This window comes from Acinetobacter sp. UNC436CL71CviS28 (assembly GCF_000620525.1).
GTDB classification, from domain to species: Bacteria; Pseudomonadota; Gammaproteobacteria; order Pseudomonadales; family Moraxellaceae; genus Acinetobacter; species Acinetobacter radioresistens.
Window position 1 is genome coordinate 18,144 of the sequence record NZ_JIBB01000011.1, and the last position, 16,964, is coordinate 35,107.

Genomic DNA, 16,964 nt, shown 5'->3' on the forward strand with positions numbered 1-16,964 from the left:
AAAGGCCAAGCTTAAAAAATGGCCTTTAATTTTATTAATGGCTTAAAAATAGATGAATCTGTCAAGAACTCTATTATATTTAAAAATTAATAACGCAGGAAATAAGGTAAAACGGCAAGCACTAAACCAATACCGCCCAACAGGAAAAGATTCTCTACAAAATAGGGAAAAATGATCAATATCAGGCCGCAGACTAAGGGAACAGTCATACTCTGTTTCCTGCCATATAAGAAATAGCCTAAACCAATAGAGCTAAAGAGCACTCCAAGCAACAGTTGTGTAGCGGTCATAAACTTAACCGATAATATTCTATATTTATTTTATAATACGAGAAATTGAAGAGGGAATGTAGCTGCTTCCGTCATTTTTAATTTATTGTAAATCAAAATATAAATGTCTATTAATCGCAGGGAGAAAGAGGGATGAGGGATGAGTATCAGCTTGCCAGTAGCCCAGCGTGGTGAAAAAGTTTTAACTTTAAAAGCTGCAGAAGTTTCAGAAAATGAATTTAACACTGAATGGCTAAGGCAGCTTGCTCAAGCTATGCACACGACTATGCTTGAGCAAAATGGAGTAGGAATTGCAGCACCACAGGTCTATATCTCTAAACGTATTATTATTGTAGCATCACGCTCTAATCTACGTTATTCCGATGCACCGGAAATGGAGGCAGTAGTGATGGTGAACCCGGAAATATTAGAATTTTCCAGAGAAACTTGTATGGGAGAGGAAGGCTGCCTGAGTGTACCGGATGTGCGGGGTACTGTAGAGCGGGCTGAGACAGTTAAGCTGCGTTATTTAACTTTAGAGGGTGAACCAGTAGAAACAATATATAAAGGTTTCCCCGCCCGGATCATACAACATGAGATTGATCATCTGAACGGAATTTTATTTGTCGAGCGGTTATAGTAATCCAATGGTTCATCTTAGAATTCTATATTTATAAATATAAAATTAATTATATAGAAATAAATTTTTAAAATAGCCTAAGTATAAAAATCTGTTTTTATAAATATTTACGTCTACAATTTTTTGAAATGGGTAGGTTCACGTAAAAATATTGATTCTAATTTTTAGAACTCCTGAGTCATAAAATACAGTAAAAGTGCAGTTTTTTGCCTAACACTTTTCAAGCAGTTATGTTTATTATGAATATTAGTGAACTAAAACTATGTATGTTTTATCAATACAGCTACTTACTTTACCAAGCCTAAAATACCCAGAAAACATGTGGGCAAGATAAACTAAAAATGGATAAGGAAATTTATGTCAGCTTATTATCAGTTACTTGAGCGTAAACAGAATCAGGATGGTACGGTTACAACATTCTATAGCTCTAATCGGCATGCGCAAGGTGCATGGAATCCGCATGAACAGCATATGGCGCCTGCAACCGGAATTATGTGTGCTGAACTGGAACAGTTTATGCCACGTGATGATATGCGTATCGGTCGAATTAGCCTGGATATTTTTGGACTCATCCATTTTGGTGATTTTTCAATTACTTCTCGCGTCATTCGTCCTGGAAAAACGATTGAGCTGATCGAAGCAGAAATGCAAGCTGGAGGGAAGACCTGTATTGTGGCGCGTGCTTGGCGTATGCTGAAAGCTGACTCTTCAAAAGTGGCAGGAATTGAAGATCAATCTGTCACACATCCTGAATCGCTACCCGTTTGGGATGGTATGAAGCGCTGGCCAGGTGGTTATATTGAAAGTATCGAGGCACGTACCGATGAAAACCACCGGGCAGGTAAAGGTACGGTCTGGCTAAAAAATGAACTTGATATGGTTAACGATAAATCTACTACTGATTTTGTTCGTTTACTCGGGATGGTTGATACAGCGAATGGAATAGTGCCACGTCAGGAAGGCAATTTTGAATGGGGTTTTCCAAACCTGGACTTGCAGCTGCATTTATACCGTATTCCACAAGGAAAATGGCTGGGCATAGAAGCTGTACAACAGTATGGAGAAGATGGTATCGGTTTAACTAGCGCTGTATTACACGATACCCAAGGGCCTTTTGGACGCAGCGAACAGATACTTACCTTAAGAAAAATGAAAGCTTGAAATTCAGTAGAGCAAAAAAATGGGCCTTTAAGAGCCCATTTTTTATAAGTTTATATTTAGGGTGACTCAATTTTTATTTCATCAGGATGGTAAAGACCCAGTTCAGTTAAATGCTGTCTTAGAATATGGCGCAGTTCAAGAATAGTTTCTGGCGTCATTTGAATAGAATGGCCACCTTTAAAGATTTTTTCAGAGGCCGCGCCTTCTAGGTGAGCACTTTGATAGGTAACTACACCATCTGTAATCACATTTGGATCTTGACTGTCTGTATTATTTCCAAGAATTGAATGATATACCAGACCATCAACAGGCATCACATCTTCAGTCAAGTCAATAAATTTAGATTTATAGCTTAAATTGCTTGGTCCATTCTGAATTAGTGAGCGATCAACCTGCTGTAAGATATCCTTAATACTCAAGTCATCATTTCGTAGAGATTCGCCAATTGCATTTACGAAAGTACCTGGTATGCGGATAATTTTACGTGCTGCCAAGGTAAACCAACGATCAGCATATCTAGTTCCTTTATGAGGAGTTGCCAGAAATACAGCGCGAGTAAAATTATTGATAGGTTGCAGGCGTAGACGCTCGCGAATCATGGGCTCATTTCGATACTGTACCAGCTGGTAAGAGTTCATTTTCTGAAGTGCTGTTTCTGAAAGGTCAGCCTGACTTACCAATAAGCGGCTAATAATACCTCCCATACTATGACCAATCAGAACTGCATCTTTAGCAGAGGGAGCATTTGGGTCAAGATTCTTGAAAGCTTGCTGTAGCAAGGCATAGATCTGAAAACGACTTTCAATGATTGGCATATTGGTAGAGTAGAAAACTTGCCATACCTGATAGTGTTCACGTAATACATTATCACCCATAATGTCGTTAGTTACTGCAATCCAAGCCTCTGGACTGCTGGCCAGTCCATGGACCAATACGATTACTTTTTTGTCCGGGTTATAGGGCTCAAGCATGTATAAATGCGGCATAGTTAAATCTTGCCGCCGGTCAAGCAGGGTAAGATAAGCCGCAATACCCAGATTATTCTGAGCCAGCCACAAACCGTAAGGTGCAGAAAAGTTGGCCGCAAGTGGATAATTTTCACCTCCTACTTTAACTTTCTTGGTACTGTAAGGATCATATACATTTAACTGAAAGTGCGGACTGTTTAATATTTCTTCTATACTGCTCTCTGTCTTTGGCTGAGCTGTAATAGTTACTGCTAGATAGCGAGCCTTATGAATATTCGGATTTACGCCATTTTCATAAGAAAAGTTCATTGGGTCAAGGATATATTTATCTACTTCCTTACGCTCTTCCTGTGGTAATACTACAACAAACTCAGAGCCAAAACCGTCACGACGGTTAATTGAGCGTAGCCCTGAGAAGTTAAGGTTATAACTTGAAAGCAATTGTTCTAATGGCTGGTTTTTAAGCTGTGGGTATTGATCTACATTAATAGTGTAGATACTTTTACCCACCTTAATTTGGGGTGAAACCGTTTTACTAGGATGGCGTAAACTATAAGTTGTAACCAGCTTTGCTAGCGCCTGGTTATAAAAATCACGAATCTGTACCTGACGGTTATCAAAAATCCGGTCTTCAGGATGGCGTTCTGTTTTAAACAGATAGGCATAGCTATAACGGATGCTTTTGTCCAGAAGATTCAGCTGTTGATCCAGACACTGATTATAATTCTGTTCCTGTAATTTTCGCTTCTCCATAGCTTTAGTTGAGTCACCTTTACTCTTTGGTGCTGTGCATTCGGCTCCTCCAGAAAGTTCAAGCGACTTTGCCAGATATATCTCACTAGCAGCGGAAAGCATCTGCTCATCCATGATCTGTGGAATCTGCTCGAGTTCTTTAATACACTCATCCGGCTTCTCAGTACAGGCCTCAGCTTCACGTCCCGTCATGGACAATACGTTCAGACTGGCCTCACTCATCCGGTCACGGGTTAAAATGCTATCGCGTTCATTTGCGATACTGATATTCAATGCTTGCTGTTTAACACTGACCACCTGGCAACCGCTGAGCAGCACAACGGATAGGGTAGATAATAGCCAGATTCTATTTATTTTATTTCTAAACATGGGCTGAAGAATCAACAAGATAATCTCGATTAAATCATACGTGAATTCTGGCTGTTTTCAATTCAAACCCTATAAAAATAGGCTGCCGAAGCAGCCTAAATTGTGCAAAATGTGTGAGAGTTATGAGGCAGGTTGTGCAGGAGTGGCAGTACCTGGAGCTGCTGTAGCTACAGGTGCAGATGGAGTGGCAGGAACATTTATATTTAATATCTGCCAGACATTCCAGCGGCCCCGCTTGTCAATTTCTTCAATCAAACGGTCAGCAACTTCGGCTTCTTGCGAATATTTTACTTTATAATTTTTTAGAGTTGTGGTCGCATTCTTTTTCTGTTCCATTGCAATATAGTTATTAGCTGCTGAAAGATAAGCTTCCTGTACGCCAAATTTCATTGCTTTATCCAGATATGGAATCGCTTCACGCTGACCGCCACCTTCAGACAGGGCAAAGCCAAACCAGAAATTGGCTTCTGGATCATCTTGATTAATACGTAAAATACGCTGTGCATAAACTAGTGACTGAGTCGTATAGTTTTTACCCAGGTCCAGATTGCGTGCCATTACACTTGCTTTGAAAGCACGAATTAATACATCGAATGAAGCATTTGGATTAGCTGCCAGTGTATCGAGTCGTTGACTAACCTCTTTAAGTTTATTTTCAAAACCACGACGTTCCTGACGTTCGGTAAAGCGTGGTGGATAATGGCGTGCCTTACCTTCTACCAGCTGTAGAAAGTCATCAATTTCAGTAATATCAATTTCATTTTCACCAGCCAGTACAGCAAATTTCATGGCGCGCTGATTACTGTTGATAATTGGAACAATAAGTTTATTGGTTTCAAGGGTCGTAGTCTGGCCAGTGGTTGGGTCTGTGACCTGAAGCTTGGTAACTGGCTGTGCTGCGGCTGCTTTTAGCGCAACTTCAAATGGAGGCGGAGCATTATAATCAAACGGGTTTAGTGCATAAAATGGTGGAGAAATTTCAGGTTCAGTAAAGACGACCGGTTCATTGTTTACTTTCTGTTTTACTGGTCCGGTTGAACATGCAGTAAGAAATGAAGTAGCAATCAATGCACAGGCCAGTGGCTTAAAAGTCATATAATTCTTCCGTTAATTGTTATCTACATAAGAGAAGCACGTTTGCCAGTCTAAAAAATCCTATGCAAACATGCAATGTCCAGCTTGTGAGTATATGTTTTAATTTAGCTCAAGCTTTGGTCTGGGTACTTTGTGCTTCGCATTCACGGCGCACTTCTTCAATAATCTTTAACTCTTCTTCACTAAATGGGTGCTGTTCATTTTGTGCTGAACGCTTAAATGTCGGGTCAAGTAGCGATAAACGCTGACATAAGGTGTTCATGCGTTTCTCGTTATATTCAATACGGTCCAGCAATACACGCATACCTTCAAGAATAGGATCGGCCTGTTCCTGTGTGGCGGCATAAGGCTGGAAACCTATACGTTCTGCATAAGAACGACGACGCGCTTCCTGTTCGTTATCCTGAGCTTCTTTATCTTTAAAAATGTAACGTGCCGGTCCGCCTACCGCTGTAACCCCTGCAGGTATAGCCTTTGTAACTACTGTATTCGAGCCTACTTTGGCATTTTTCCCCACAGTAAATGGTCCAAGAATTTTAGCACCTGCACCGACTACTACGCCATCTTCAAGTGTAGGATGACGTTTGCCTTTATTCCAGGTAGTGCCGCCTAAAGTAACGCCATGATAAAGAGTAACATCGTCTCCAATCTCTGCTGTTTCACCGATCACTACACCCATACCATGATCAATAAAAAAGCGTCGGCCAATCTTTGCACCCGGATGAATTTCTATACCAGTGGCAAAGCGGCTGAATGAAGATAAAAGCCGGGCTGTACCCTTGCAGTCTTTCTTCCACAGTTCATGGGCTACCCGATGCATAATTAATGCATGAATACCTGGATAGGTCGTTAATACTTCCAATGTGTTACGGGCAGCGGGATCACGGGCAAATACGGCCTTAATATCTTCTTTAAGCTGCTTAAGCATCTGGCTGCTCCTTTTGGCTGTTCGACTTTTTCCATGTGCCATTGTTCAAGGCCTGCACCCGACTAAAAATGCCACGCAATAAATGATATTCCATACGATCTAATTGTATACGTCCGAATAAGCGACGCAAGCGTAAAGGTAACAGGCGTTTATTGTTGGGATCTAAAAATTCAATCTCTTCAAGCATTTTTTCTAGATGGGGATAAAACTGCTCCATTTGCTCATGTGTAACCAACGGCTCATCCCAGTCCATCATAGACTTGCCAGCTACCGGCATTTGATTGGTTTCTTGAGGTGGAGTATCCATCAGCTCCAGTGTAGCCATACGCATTTCATAGCAGATTACTTGAATTGCCTGAGCGACATTAAGTACGCCATAATCTGTATTGACTGGAATAGTGACATGATAATTGGCCAGTGCCAGCTCTTCATTGGTCAGGCCACGGTCTTCACGGCCAAATACTACCGCAATTTCCTGCTGTTTACTGACAACTGCCTGCATAGAGGTTTGTGCTGCCGGGCGGGCATCTAACAGTGGCCATGGGATGGTCCGACTGCGGGCACTGGTACCAAATACCACATGACAGTTCTGAATGGCCTCTTCCAGTGTTTCGACAATCTGGACCTGTTCAATAAGATCCTGTGCACCTGCTGCCAGCGCATCAATATCCGGATGTGGATAAGTTTTTGGAGCGACTAGAACCAGTCGGCAAAGACCCATTGTTTTCATGGCACGCAGAGCACTGCCAATATTAGCCGGAAGTGTGGTATTGACCATTACAATTCGGACATGGGATAAATGCTCTGAGATTAAAGCATTATCAAAACTGCTCATAGGATATCCAATTTTTGTATCAAGAATACTGGCTGACTTCAGCCTGATAAAGTTCTAAAGCTTCATCCATGCTTATATCATTTGAAGCGGGGGAAGCTGTATGTACCGGGCGCACGGGCTCTACTACCCGCGCAGCTTTGGATTTGACCTGGTATTCGATATGCAGAGCTTCCTTGCCAAAATAATCACGCAATTTTGCCAGCAACTCATCAAGTGGGGCAACTTTCCAGCTTGGACCCAAATGTAGCTCTGCTGTAGCATAGGGCTGCTCTATAAATAGCTGTACCGGAATATGCTGGTACATATCTATATTACAGTAAGGTGCAAGTATTTTTTGCAACTCCGGACCCAATGCCGGGCCTAGCAGATCATCACTCAGCTGTATCTTGATGCTGTTTGCTCGCTTCTGACGGATTTCATTTAAGCTAAAAGCCTTGCTGAGACGCGCCATCGGGCGTTCATAACCTTCGCGCTCATAAATTTCTCCCTCAATGACTACGACTTTTTCAGGCTGGATAATATCTTTAAATCGTTGGAAACGCTCATGGTTACAGCTGACTTCCACACGCGCTGTACCATCATCCAGAGTGATCATGACGCGGTTTGGAAAATTGGCGACATCGATTACCAGACCAGCGAATACAGTGGTCACGCCACGACGGGTAGGTGTCAGTTCATTCAGCCGACTTGGAACAAAAGACTTGAGTTCTGGCCGGTAGACATTAATAGGGTGCCCGGTCAGGTAAAGGCCTAAAGTGTCTTTTTCGCCTTTGAGACGAACCTCGTCACTCCAGGGTTTTACAGGTTTAGCTGGTTTACGCTGAATTTCTTCAACTTCACCGAAAAGATCCATAATCCCGGTTTCACGGTTTTGACGGGCCTGATCTGCTGCTTGTACTGCCTCTGGAAGCTGTGCCATCAGGTCGGCACGTTCAATACCTAGACAATCCAATGCACCGGCACGAATCAGTGCTTCTAAAGTACGTTTATTGATTTTCTTCAGATCAATGCGGTGGCAGAAATCGAATAGATCTTTATACGGTCCTTGCTGGTTACGCGAATCAATCACTGACTGCATTGCAGCCTCACCAACGCCTTTAATCGCACCAAGACCATATACAATAGTTTTTTCATCAATTGCATGGAACTGGTAAATTGACATATTGACCGAAGGTGGCAAAACTTCCAGATTGTTTTTTCGGCAGTCATCAATCAAAAATACCACGTTATCGGTATTCTGCATTTCCGATGACATTACCGCTGCCAGAAATTCAGCTGGATAGTGCGCTTTTAACCATGCCGTCTGGTAGGCTACTAATGCATAGGCAGCTGCATGCGATTTATTAAAACCATAGCCGGCAAATTTTTCCATATAATCAAAAATATGGTTGGCTGTAGCTTCATCAATATCTTTTTTTGCAGCACCTTCAATGAAGATTTTACGCTGCTTAACCATTTCCTCAGGTTTTTTCTTACCCATTGCCCGGCGCAGCAAATCCGCACCACCAAGCGTATAACCCGCACAGTACTGTGCCGCCTGCATGACCTGTTCCTGATACACCATAATCCCGTAAGTCGGCTCTAGTACGCCTTCAAGCAGAGGATGCAGATATTCAAACTCACCACCATGCATACGATGAATAAAGTCAGGGATCAGATCCATCGGTCCTGGACGATATAAAGATACGAAAGCAATAATTTCTTCAAATTTGCTTGGACGTGCTTCTTTGAGCATCTTTTTCATGCCCACAGATTCAAACTGGAATACCGCGGTGGTATTGGCATTGGCAAAGACCAGATAAGCGTCTTTATCTTCAAGTGGAATAGCAGCAATATCTAAAGGTTTATCGCTTTTAATACGTTTATTGATATTCTTGACTGCGTCTTCAATCACGGTCAGGTTACGCAAACCCAGAAAGTCAAACTTTACCAGACCTGCTGCTTCTACGTCATCCTTATCGAACTGCGCTACGCGCGCCGTACCATCAGCATCACACATGACCGCAGAAAAATCGGTAATCTTGGTTGGTGAAATAACTACACCACCGGCATGTTTACCGGTATTACGGGTAATACCTTCCAGTTTTAGCGCCATTTCCCAGATCTCTGAAGCATCATCATAATCCGGGTTGGATGGGTTGGTAACAATATCCTTAAGCTGAGGTTCAGCTTGCAAGGATTCTTCCAGACTTAAGCCCAAGGGTTTAGTTGGAATCAGTTTGGAAATACGATCTGCCAGTCCATAAGATTTACCTAGAACCCGGGCCACATCACGAATCGCTCCTTTGGCCGCCATAGTACCAAAAGTAGCAATCTGGGAGACGGCATCACGACCATAAGTACGTGCTACATAATCAATTACACGGTCACGGCCAGCGATACAGAAATCGACATCGAAGTCAGGCATCGAAACACGTTCCGGATTTAAGAAACGTTCAAACAGTAGTTCATAGCGCAGCGGATCAAGATCAGTAATTTTTAAACTATAAGCAACCAGAGAACCTGCACCTGAACCACGGCCAGGGCCTACCGGTACGCCATTATTCTTTGACCATTGAATGAAGTCCATTACAATCAGGAAGTAGCCCGGAAACCCCATCGAGTTAATAATATTAATCTCGTATTCGATACGTTCATCATAAGGCTTACGTATTTCCGGCCAGTATTCATCACGCTCCTCAGGTGGATAAAGGAAATTTAACCGCTCTTCGAGGCCTTCTTTGGACAAATGCGCAAAGAAGGTATCAATAGTATAACCCTCTGGAATCGGATAATCCGGCAGGAAGTACTTACCCAGTTGCAAGGTTACGTTACAACGTTTAGCAATATGATAAGTATTCTCAATGGCTGACGGAATATCCGAGAACAGCTCGGTCATCTCTTCAGAAGACTTAAAATACTGTTCGGGCGAATAGGTTTTCGGACGGCGATTATCACCAAGGACATAACCATCAGCAATACAGACCCGGGCCTCATGCGCTTCGAAGTCGTCTCGGGTCATGAAGTGCACATCATTGTGTGCCACTACACCAATATTATACTTCTGGGCCAGTTTCACCGCTTCTATAATAAAGTCATCTTCGTCCGGACGATTAGTGCGGGTTAGGGCTAAATAAACCCGATTTCCAAATTTGGCGATCCATTCTTCCAGCAAAGGTTCAGCTTTTTGAGGATTAGAGGTAATCAGCATTTTACCGACATCAGAATTCATTCCGAGCAGGGCAATCAAATCCTGGTTCTGGTCCAGTATCCATTCTTTTTGTACACAGGGAATATCTAGCTGTTGACCGCGGATATAACCTTCAGATACCAGTTCTGTCAGGTTTCGCCAGCCTGTATTGGTCATTGCCAATAAGGTCATACGATGTTCAGCATCATTCAGGCGGATTTCTGAGCCTAAAATAGGCTTGATACCTTTACCCAAACATTTTCCGTAAAATTTGACCGCTGCGTGCAGGTTAGACAGATCAGTCAGTGCCAAAGCAGGCATTTCATCTTTTTGAGCAGCTTTAACCAGATCAGGCACACGTACGATTGATTCTGTAATCGAGAACTCTGTATGAATACCAAGATGAACAAACTGCATAGAAAACAACCCTGCCTAAACTGCCCTGTATTTTAACATGCTCTTGTGAACGGCATAGCTCAATATTTACTACATTAGAATCTTTTATAATTTCATTTTAAGCAGGGCTATAAATGGAAAGACAGAAATTCCATTATAAATATACCCTCCTAATAAAAGTACCAGTAATTAACAGGTTATACCTTGGCATATATCGAAAGCACGTAACCTGCCATTTTTGAAAGTAAAGTCAAGATATGGAAAATAAGGAGGGACGTACTCATCCGGATGCTTGAGATAAGCTTTCAGGTCAGCAGAAGTTAGCAGTATTACTGTGCCTGTAATTTTTATCCCTTTTGCATTTAAAAAAACTCCTTTTTAAACTTGGCAAGAATATAATCTCTTGAGATGGAAAGATTGTTTACCAAGGTTTTTTCGCTAAGGTCTGCTGTATTTTTTCAGTTCAGACTAACTCGGCCCTAAGTATCAGTGAGTTGATTAATACTGTCTCTGCTTTTGAATAGTTTTTAGAAAAAGGGGAGTTATCTTCTGGAGATATTTCAAAAAACAGCCCCTTGTGTGGAATAGGAGCAGTTGAATATTCATAGTTACCTATACATTTCGAGTAATTTTTTTGAGTTTTTATATTTTGGATGACTAGCTGTTTGGTTAATTGAGAAGCCGTTACAGACTGTCTAAGCTCTAATACATTTACCTTTATACTCGTATCATAATCTATAAGGTAATGTAGAAGCCTCAGACACTGTACATATGCTAAAAGCAAAGATTACTAATCATATTTTTATCATAAATATTGACCGGTTAATCACAGCTATAGCACGATTATAACAAACAGCAAACCTGAAAAAAGCCCTCTATAGAGGGCGGTTAATCAGTCCTGAACCTATCTGAGACGGGCTAGCCATTCACCGAGCATCTGGACGATTTGAACCAGAATCAAAAGAACAATAACTGTTAAAATAACTACACTGGTATCAAAACGCTGATAGCCATAAGAAATAGCCAGGTCTCCAATGCCGCCCGCACCAACAGCACCTGCCATTGCAGTCGCACCAATCAGGCTAATAGTAGCTGTGGTCAGGTTAAGGATCAGTGAGCTACGGGCTTCTGGCAAAATAAAATTAAAAATAATTTGTAGGGGAGTCGCTCCCATCGCTTGAGCTGATTCAATAATTCCTTCATTTACTTCCAGCAGTGAAGTTTCAACCAGCCGACCGATATAAGGACCTACATAAATAGTCAAAGGCACGATAGCAGCCCATGTTCCAATCGAAGTTCCGACCAGCAGCTTGGTCAGTGGAATGACTGCAATAAGCAATATGATAAAAGGCAGGGAACGTAGCGCATTAACAATAGGGTTTAAACCATGATAAATCAACCGGTTTGGTAAAATACCTCCCGGACGTGTAACCACCAGAGTAATACCCTGAATAAAACCCCAGACACAACCAAATAGCATGGCAAAAAACACCATGTGGAAGGTTTCCTGTAAAGCAGTTACGAACTGGTCAATTGAAAGTGAGCTTTTCCAAAATGGCGCAGTAACGCTAGTGAGCCACTGAACAATCAAGTCTCTCATACCTGCACTCCTGACTGTTCAACCTGCACGCCATTATTTTCCAGAAACAGAATAGCTTGCTGAATCACTTCCGGGTCACCTAAAAGTTGAATAAACATTTGTCCAATAACAGTCCCATGAATTTCAGTCATATTGGCAAACAAAATATTTAAGCTTAAGTCAAACTTTTTGATTACAGCTTGAACTACCGTTTCCTGAGCAGACTTACCCAGGAATTTCAGGCAGTAAATACTATGATGATTCTGGTTTTCCAAATTATTTAGAATATTAACCGGTAATTGCTGTTGCAAAACAGTTTGGATAAAGTTCTGAGTTGTTGGATGTTGTGGCTGACTGAAGATATCTAGTGTAGAGCCTGTCTCAATGACTTTACCATGTTCCATCACTGCGACATAATCACAAACTGATTCAATCACATCCATTTCATGGGTAACCATCACAATGGTAATCCCTTGCTCTTTATTAATTTTTTTAAGCAGTTGCAAAACAGACTGGGTGGTCTGCGGGTCAAGTGCAGACGTAGCTTCATCGCAAAGCAGAATTTTTGGATGATTTGCTAGAGCGCGTGCAATACCAACCCGCTGTTTCTGTCCACCCGACAACTCATCGGGAAAAGCATCTCGTTTGTGCTTTAAATTAATAAAGTCGAGCAGTTCATTCAAGCGTTTTTCGCGTTCAGCCTTGCTATAACCCAACAGTCTCATCGGCATTTCAATATTGGCTGCTACAGTTTTAGTTTGCAGTAAATTGAAATGCTGAAAAATCATACCAATATTGGCACGTTCCTGACGCAATTTACGGGCATCCAGAGCAGTGAAATCCTTCTGGTGAATAATAACCTGACCCTCATCCGGACGTTCTAGTAAGTTAATCAGACGGATGAGTGTACTTTTACCCGCACCACTATAACCGATGATACCAAATATACTGCCATCTGGTATCTGCAGGTTAATCTGGTCAAGGGCACGAATAGTCTGGCCCTTGAGCTGGTAATGTTTGGAGATGTTCTTAAATTCGATCATAGCGTCAAGATACTGTATAAGAATGAAAAAACAGGCAAAGTTCACTTTGCCTGTTTTTTAATCGCAATTATATGATTATTTTGCGTCAGTAAGATAGCTTACCGGCTTGTTTACATCGACTTTAGTACCGCCAAATTTTTCCTGAATGTACTGCTTAACCGGTGCAGTATGGTATAGCGCGCCAACTTTCTGTAGTACAGGATCATTCTGACGATCAGCAGCAGTAGCCAGAATGTTTACATTCATTTTGGTACTCTGGTCAATTGGTTCATAATAAATAGCATCTTTAAGCACATTTAAACCGCCTTCCATTGCTAAAGTATTGCCCAATACTATGGCATCTACTTCATCTTTTACACGGACTGCAGTTGCCATTTGGACAGGCTTGATCACAATCTGCTTTTTATTTTCAACGATATCGGCAGGAGTACCCTGTACCTCGTCAAAACCGGGCTTTAATTTCACCAGACCCGCAGACTGAAGCAGTAGCAATGCACGTGACTCATTTGCCCCATCATTTGGAATAGCAATGGTGGCACCATTTGGGAACTCTTCAACTTTCTTTACTTTGGTTGAGTAAATACCCATCGGTTCTAGATAAGTAGTAGATACCGGTGCAATCTTGTCTTTATTGTTGGCATTATATGCGACCATATAGGCATACGACTGAAATGCGTTCAGGTCGACTTCCTTATTGGCTACAGCGGTATTCATGGCAACATAATCAGTGAAGTTTTTAACATCCAGTTTAATGCCAGCTTCTTTAGTTTCAGGCAGAGTTGCAATGTAGCGCCAGATATCTGCATCTGAACCAGTAGATGCCATAGTTACGGTTTTAACTTCAGCAGAATCCTGTGTAGCGTTTTCAGTTGCAGGCTGTTCAGGTTTTGAGCATCCTGCCAGTCCTACAGATACGCCTAATACAAGGCCAAGCAACTTTTTCATGTATTCGTCCCGGTAAATTTAATATATTTAAATTTACAAATTATAACATTTGATCATTAAATCAAGCTTAAACCAACCGCTCTCGTGAAATGAAGACCGGTTTAAAGCGTTAAGAAATTTGTAGTGGTCTGTTCTAACACTCTATTGTATTAGAGAAACTGACTGCTATCACTACAGCATGTTATTTAACTCAATAAAATTTAGAACCTACTCATGAGCTGCATCATACCAATAAAGCTATATGCAATATAGTGAATATAAAGTCATTCCTTATCTTATTAAGTGCTTTTGAAAATTCAAATTTGAAAAAATTTAATTATTAAAATCATGTGTTTATTTATAATTTTTTATAAAAAATATTTATCTGATAAATTTTTATCCTATATAAAATTTTATTCAATATAAATCTATAAATGAGATAAAACTGAATATAGCAATTTTAAGCTCTACATCTTTCGAATAGAAAGATGCAGAACACTATTTTATTTAACAGACTTATCGCATTTTTGCCAAAAAGCGACTTAAACGGTTGATTGCTTCGCGTAATTCATTTTCGGCAGGCAGGAACACTACACGGAAATGATCTGGAGTTGGCCAGTTAAAGCCTGTACCTTGTACTAACAATACTTTTTCTGCACGCAGAAAATCCAGCATAAATTTTTCGTCGTCTTCAATCGGATACACTGCTGGATCTAAACGTGGAAAACAGTACATGGCGCCTTCCGGTTTAACACAGAAAACTCCAGGAATTTCATTTAACATTTCCCAGGCAATATTGCGCTGCTCATATAAACGTCCGCCTGGACGAATCAAGTCATTAATAGACTGATAGCCTCCAAGTGCAGTCTGAATTGCATATTGAGCCTGATGATTGGCACACAGACGCATTGAGGCAAGCATATCCAGACCTTCAATATAGTCTACTGCACGGCTTTTATTACCGGTAATTGCCATCCAGCCTGAACGGTAACCTGCAATACGATAAGCTTTAGAGAGACCATTGAAAGAGACACATAACTGATCACCTGCCAGTGCTGCCAGGGCTACATGTTCAATTCCATCATAAATAATCTTGTCATAAATTTCGTCAGCAAACAGGATCAGGTCATATTTTTTTGCCAGTGCAACAATCTGTTCAAGTACGTGGCGCGGATAAACCGAACCGGTTGGGTTGTTCGGATTAATCACCACAATACCGCGGGTATTTGGAGTGATTTTACTTTCCATATCAGCGATATCGGGATACCAGAAATTTTCTTCATCACATTTATAGTGAATCGCTGTGCCGCCAGAGAGATTAACAGCTGCTGTCCAGAGCGGGTAGTCCGGCATTGGCACCAGCATTTCATCGCCATCATCTAGCAGACCTTGCATGGCCATAACTATGAGTTCTGATACGCCATTACCAATGTAGACATCTTTTACGCTGACATCAAATACACCTTTTTGCTGGTAATACTGGCAGATCGCTTTACGTGCCGGAAAGATTCCTTTTGAATCGGTATAACCCACTGCATTTGGCAGGTTCAGGGCAACATCATTAATGATTTCTTGTGGCGCTTCAAAGCCGAACGGGGCGGGGTTACCAATATTGAGTTTGATAATTTTATGGCCCTGTTCTTCCATTTCATTGGCGGCTCGTAACACTGGTCCACGAATGTCATAGCAAACATGCTCAAGCTTAGACGATTTTTTGATTTCGCGGGGTGTAGTGTTACCTAAAACGGACATGATCTCATCCAATTATATGTATATTAAGAGAAAAATAGATTAACTGAAATAGCACAATCTATGGTGAAATTTAGCTAGAAATTTTTTGTTGTCTAGCGTAAATATGAAAGTACTGAAGCATGACATTGAATGTCATAGAATTAAAGGAGTTAATGATGGGAAAACTCAATAAAACAGACCGAGAATGGCAAAGAGAGTTATCACCCGAAGAGTTTCGTATTGCGCGACAAAAAGGTACTGAACCTGCGTTTACGGGGAAATACTGGAACAGTAAACAGGACGGGGTATATACCTGCCGTTGCTGTGGTGCAGAACTGTTTTCTTCAGAAACCAAATACGATAGCGGGTGTGGCTGGCCAAGCTTTTTCCGTCCGATTAATTCAACTGCTATAGAAGAACATGAAGACTTAAGTCATGGGATGGTCAGAACAGAAATAGTTTGTCATCATTGTGATGCTCATCTGGGACATGTATTTGAAGATGGTCCACAGCCGACAGGACTGCGCTATTGCGTAAATTCGGCTTCACTCGAATTAAAAACACAAGAAAAAAGTGATGAGGAAACCTATCCATGACCAACATTTATCAGTTTGAAGCTGAGTTGTTAGATGGAAAAACTAAATCAATGGCTGACTATCGGGGCAAAGTCTTACTGATTGTTAATACTGCAAGTAAATGCGGTTTCACACCGCAGTTTGCTGGTCTGGAGAAAGTTTACCAGAAGTATAAAGATCAGGGATTAGAAGTATTAGGTTTTCCATGTAACCAGTTTGGCGGACAGGACCCGGGGACAAATGACCAGATTGGTGCATTTTGCCAGAAAAATTACGGTGTCAGTTTTCCAATGTTTGCCAAGGTTGATGTAAAAGGCCCAGAAGCCCATGCAGTTTTTCGTTATTTAACCAATAACAGTAAGGGAATTTTGGGCAACGGCATTAAATGGAACTTTACCAAGTTTCTGGTAGGAAAAAATGGTGAAGTGCTGAACCGTTATGCACCAACCAGTAAGCCTGAAGCTTTAGAAGAAGATATTGAAAGGGCATTGGCACAGTAAAAGTAAAAATAAAAGGGCGATTTAATCGC

Annotated in this window: 14 protein-coding genes; 4 read left to right on the forward strand and 10 right to left on the reverse strand. The window is 41.4% G+C overall.

Translation table 11 applies throughout. The features are described 5' to 3' along the window. Window positions 1–86: 86 nt before the first annotated feature. The gene (locus N518_RS0105665; protein WP_005026418.1) at window positions 87–290 is read right to left on the reverse strand and encodes a hypothetical protein; all 204 of its coding nucleotides are present in this window, start codon (window positions 288–290) and stop codon (window positions 87–89) included. A 139-nt stretch (window positions 291–429) separates the two neighbouring features. Here N518_RS0105665 and def point away from each other — a divergent pair, with 139 nt between their 5' ends. Both def and N518_RS0105675 read left to right on the forward strand, forming a co-directional pair. Beyond that, window positions 430–909 carry a peptide deformylase gene (def, locus tag N518_RS0105670; RefSeq protein WP_005026415.1) on the forward strand — a complete coding sequence of 160 codons (480 nt, stop codon included), beginning with the start codon at window positions 430–432 and terminating at the stop codon, window positions 907–909. A 357-nt stretch (window positions 910–1,266) separates the two neighbouring features. Continuing rightward, a complete protein-coding gene (locus N518_RS0105675) occupies window positions 1,267–2,070 on the forward strand; it encodes a thioesterase family protein (RefSeq protein ID WP_005026413.1) in 804 nt (267 codons plus the stop codon). A 56-nt stretch (window positions 2,071–2,126) separates the two neighbouring features. Here the strand turns inward: N518_RS0105675 and N518_RS0105680 are convergent, their stop codons facing one another. From N518_RS0105680 to N518_RS0105720, 9 genes are all read right to left on the reverse strand, one after another. Continuing rightward, window positions 2,127–4,160 carry an esterase/lipase family protein gene (locus N518_RS0105680; protein ID WP_034431553.1) on the reverse strand — a complete coding sequence of 678 codons (2,034 nt, stop codon included), beginning with the start codon at window positions 4,158–4,160 and terminating at the stop codon, window positions 2,127–2,129. Between the two features lie 120 nt (window positions 4,161–4,280). Further along, window positions 4,281–5,255, reverse strand: coding sequence for an ABUW_2363 family tetratricopeptide repeat lipoprotein (locus N518_RS0105685; RefSeq protein ID WP_017400626.1), 975 nt, complete (start codon window positions 5,253–5,255; stop codon window positions 4,281–4,283). A gap of 109 nt (window positions 5,256–5,364) precedes the next feature. After that, the gene (gene cysE, locus N518_RS0105690; protein ID WP_005026406.1) at window positions 5,365–6,183 is read right to left on the reverse strand and encodes a serine O-acetyltransferase; all 819 of its coding nucleotides are present in this window, start codon (window positions 6,181–6,183) and stop codon (window positions 5,365–5,367) included. Then, window positions 6,176–7,018 carry an RNA methyltransferase gene (locus N518_RS0105695; RefSeq protein WP_026444047.1) on the reverse strand — a complete coding sequence of 281 codons (843 nt, stop codon included), beginning with the start codon at window positions 7,016–7,018 and terminating at the stop codon, window positions 6,176–6,178. Before N518_RS0105695 ends, cysE begins: the two co-directional genes overlap by 8 nt. Before the next feature lie 19 nt (window positions 7,019–7,037). After that, window positions 7,038–10,604, reverse strand: coding sequence for a DNA polymerase III subunit alpha (gene dnaE, locus N518_RS0105700; RefSeq protein ID WP_026444048.1), 3,567 nt, complete (start codon window positions 10,602–10,604; stop codon window positions 7,038–7,040). Window positions 10,605–11,487: 883 nt separating this feature from the next. Further along, a complete protein-coding gene (locus tag N518_RS0105705) occupies window positions 11,488–12,183 on the reverse strand; it encodes a methionine ABC transporter permease (RefSeq protein WP_005019833.1) in 696 nt (231 codons plus the stop codon). Then, window positions 12,180–13,205: a methionine ABC transporter ATP-binding protein gene (locus N518_RS0105710; RefSeq protein ID WP_026444049.1), complete on the reverse strand. Its 1,026-nt coding sequence runs from the start codon at window positions 13,203–13,205 to the stop codon at window positions 12,180–12,182. Before N518_RS0105710 ends, N518_RS0105705 begins: the two co-directional genes overlap by 4 nt. A gap of 75 nt (window positions 13,206–13,280) precedes the next feature. After that, on the reverse strand, window positions 13,281–14,150 hold the full coding sequence (locus tag N518_RS0105715) for a MetQ/NlpA family ABC transporter substrate-binding protein (RefSeq protein ID WP_005019838.1): 870 nt from the start codon (window positions 14,148–14,150) through the stop codon (window positions 13,281–13,283). 495 nt (window positions 14,151–14,645) lie between these two features. Beyond that, on the reverse strand, window positions 14,646–15,881 hold the full coding sequence (locus N518_RS0105720; protein ID WP_017400622.1) for a pyridoxal phosphate-dependent aminotransferase: 1,236 nt from the start codon (window positions 15,879–15,881) through the stop codon (window positions 14,646–14,648). 155 nt (window positions 15,882–16,036) lie between these two features. On the opposite strand from N518_RS0105720, the gene msrB reads away from it, so the two are divergent. Together msrB and N518_RS0105730 are read left to right on the forward strand one after the other, a co-directional pair. Then, complete coding sequence (gene msrB, locus N518_RS0105725) at window positions 16,037–16,456, forward strand: peptide-methionine (R)-S-oxide reductase MsrB (RefSeq protein ID WP_005026396.1); 420 nt, start codon at window positions 16,037–16,039, stop codon at window positions 16,454–16,456. Further along, complete coding sequence (locus N518_RS0105730) at window positions 16,453–16,935, forward strand: glutathione peroxidase (RefSeq protein ID WP_005019841.1); 483 nt, start codon at window positions 16,453–16,455, stop codon at window positions 16,933–16,935. The genes msrB and N518_RS0105730 overlap by 4 nt, the downstream gene beginning before the upstream one ends. Window positions 16,936–16,964: the final 29 nt, after the last annotated feature.

Excerpts from the sequence above, each read along its gene's own strand:
- N518_RS0105665 (WP_005026418.1), bottom strand. The coding sequence starts at position 290 with ATGACCGCTACACAACTGTTGCTTGGAGTGCTCTTTAGCTCTATTGGT.
- def (WP_005026415.1), top strand. The coding sequence starts at position 430 with ATGAGTATCAGCTTGCCAGTAGCCCAGCGTGGTGAAAAAGTTTTAACT.
- N518_RS0105675 (WP_005026413.1), top strand. The coding sequence starts at position 1,267 with ATGTCAGCTTATTATCAGTTACTTGAGCGTAAACAGAATCAGGATGGT.
- N518_RS0105680 (WP_034431553.1), bottom strand. The coding sequence starts at position 4,160 with ATGTTTAGAAATAAAATAAATAGAATCTGGCTATTATCTACCCTATCC.
- N518_RS0105685 (WP_017400626.1), bottom strand. The coding sequence starts at position 5,255 with ATGACTTTTAAGCCACTGGCCTGTGCATTGATTGCTACTTCATTTCTT.
- cysE (WP_005026406.1), bottom strand. The coding sequence starts at position 6,183 with ATGCTTAAGCAGCTTAAAGAAGATATTAAGGCCGTATTTGCCCGTGAT.
- N518_RS0105695 (WP_026444047.1), bottom strand. The coding sequence starts at position 7,018 with ATGAGCAGTTTTGATAATGCTTTAATCTCAGAGCATTTATCCCATGTC.
- dnaE (WP_026444048.1), bottom strand. The coding sequence starts at position 10,604 with ATGCAGTTTGTTCATCTTGGTATTCATACAGAGTTCTCGATTACAGAA.
- N518_RS0105705 (WP_005019833.1), bottom strand. The coding sequence starts at position 12,183 with ATGAGAGACTTGATTGTTCAGTGGCTCACTAGCGTTACTGCGCCATTT.
- N518_RS0105710 (WP_026444049.1), bottom strand. The coding sequence starts at position 13,205 with ATGATCGAATTTAAGAACATCTCCAAACATTACCAGCTCAAGGGCCAG.
- N518_RS0105715 (WP_005019838.1), bottom strand. The coding sequence starts at position 14,150 with ATGAAAAAGTTGCTTGGCCTTGTATTAGGCGTATCTGTAGGACTGGCA.
- N518_RS0105720 (WP_017400622.1), bottom strand. The coding sequence starts at position 15,881 with ATGTCCGTTTTAGGTAACACTACACCCCGCGAAATCAAAAAATCGTCT.
- msrB (WP_005026396.1), top strand. The coding sequence starts at position 16,037 with ATGGGAAAACTCAATAAAACAGACCGAGAATGGCAAAGAGAGTTATCA.
- N518_RS0105730 (WP_005019841.1), top strand. The coding sequence starts at position 16,453 with ATGACCAACATTTATCAGTTTGAAGCTGAGTTGTTAGATGGAAAAACT.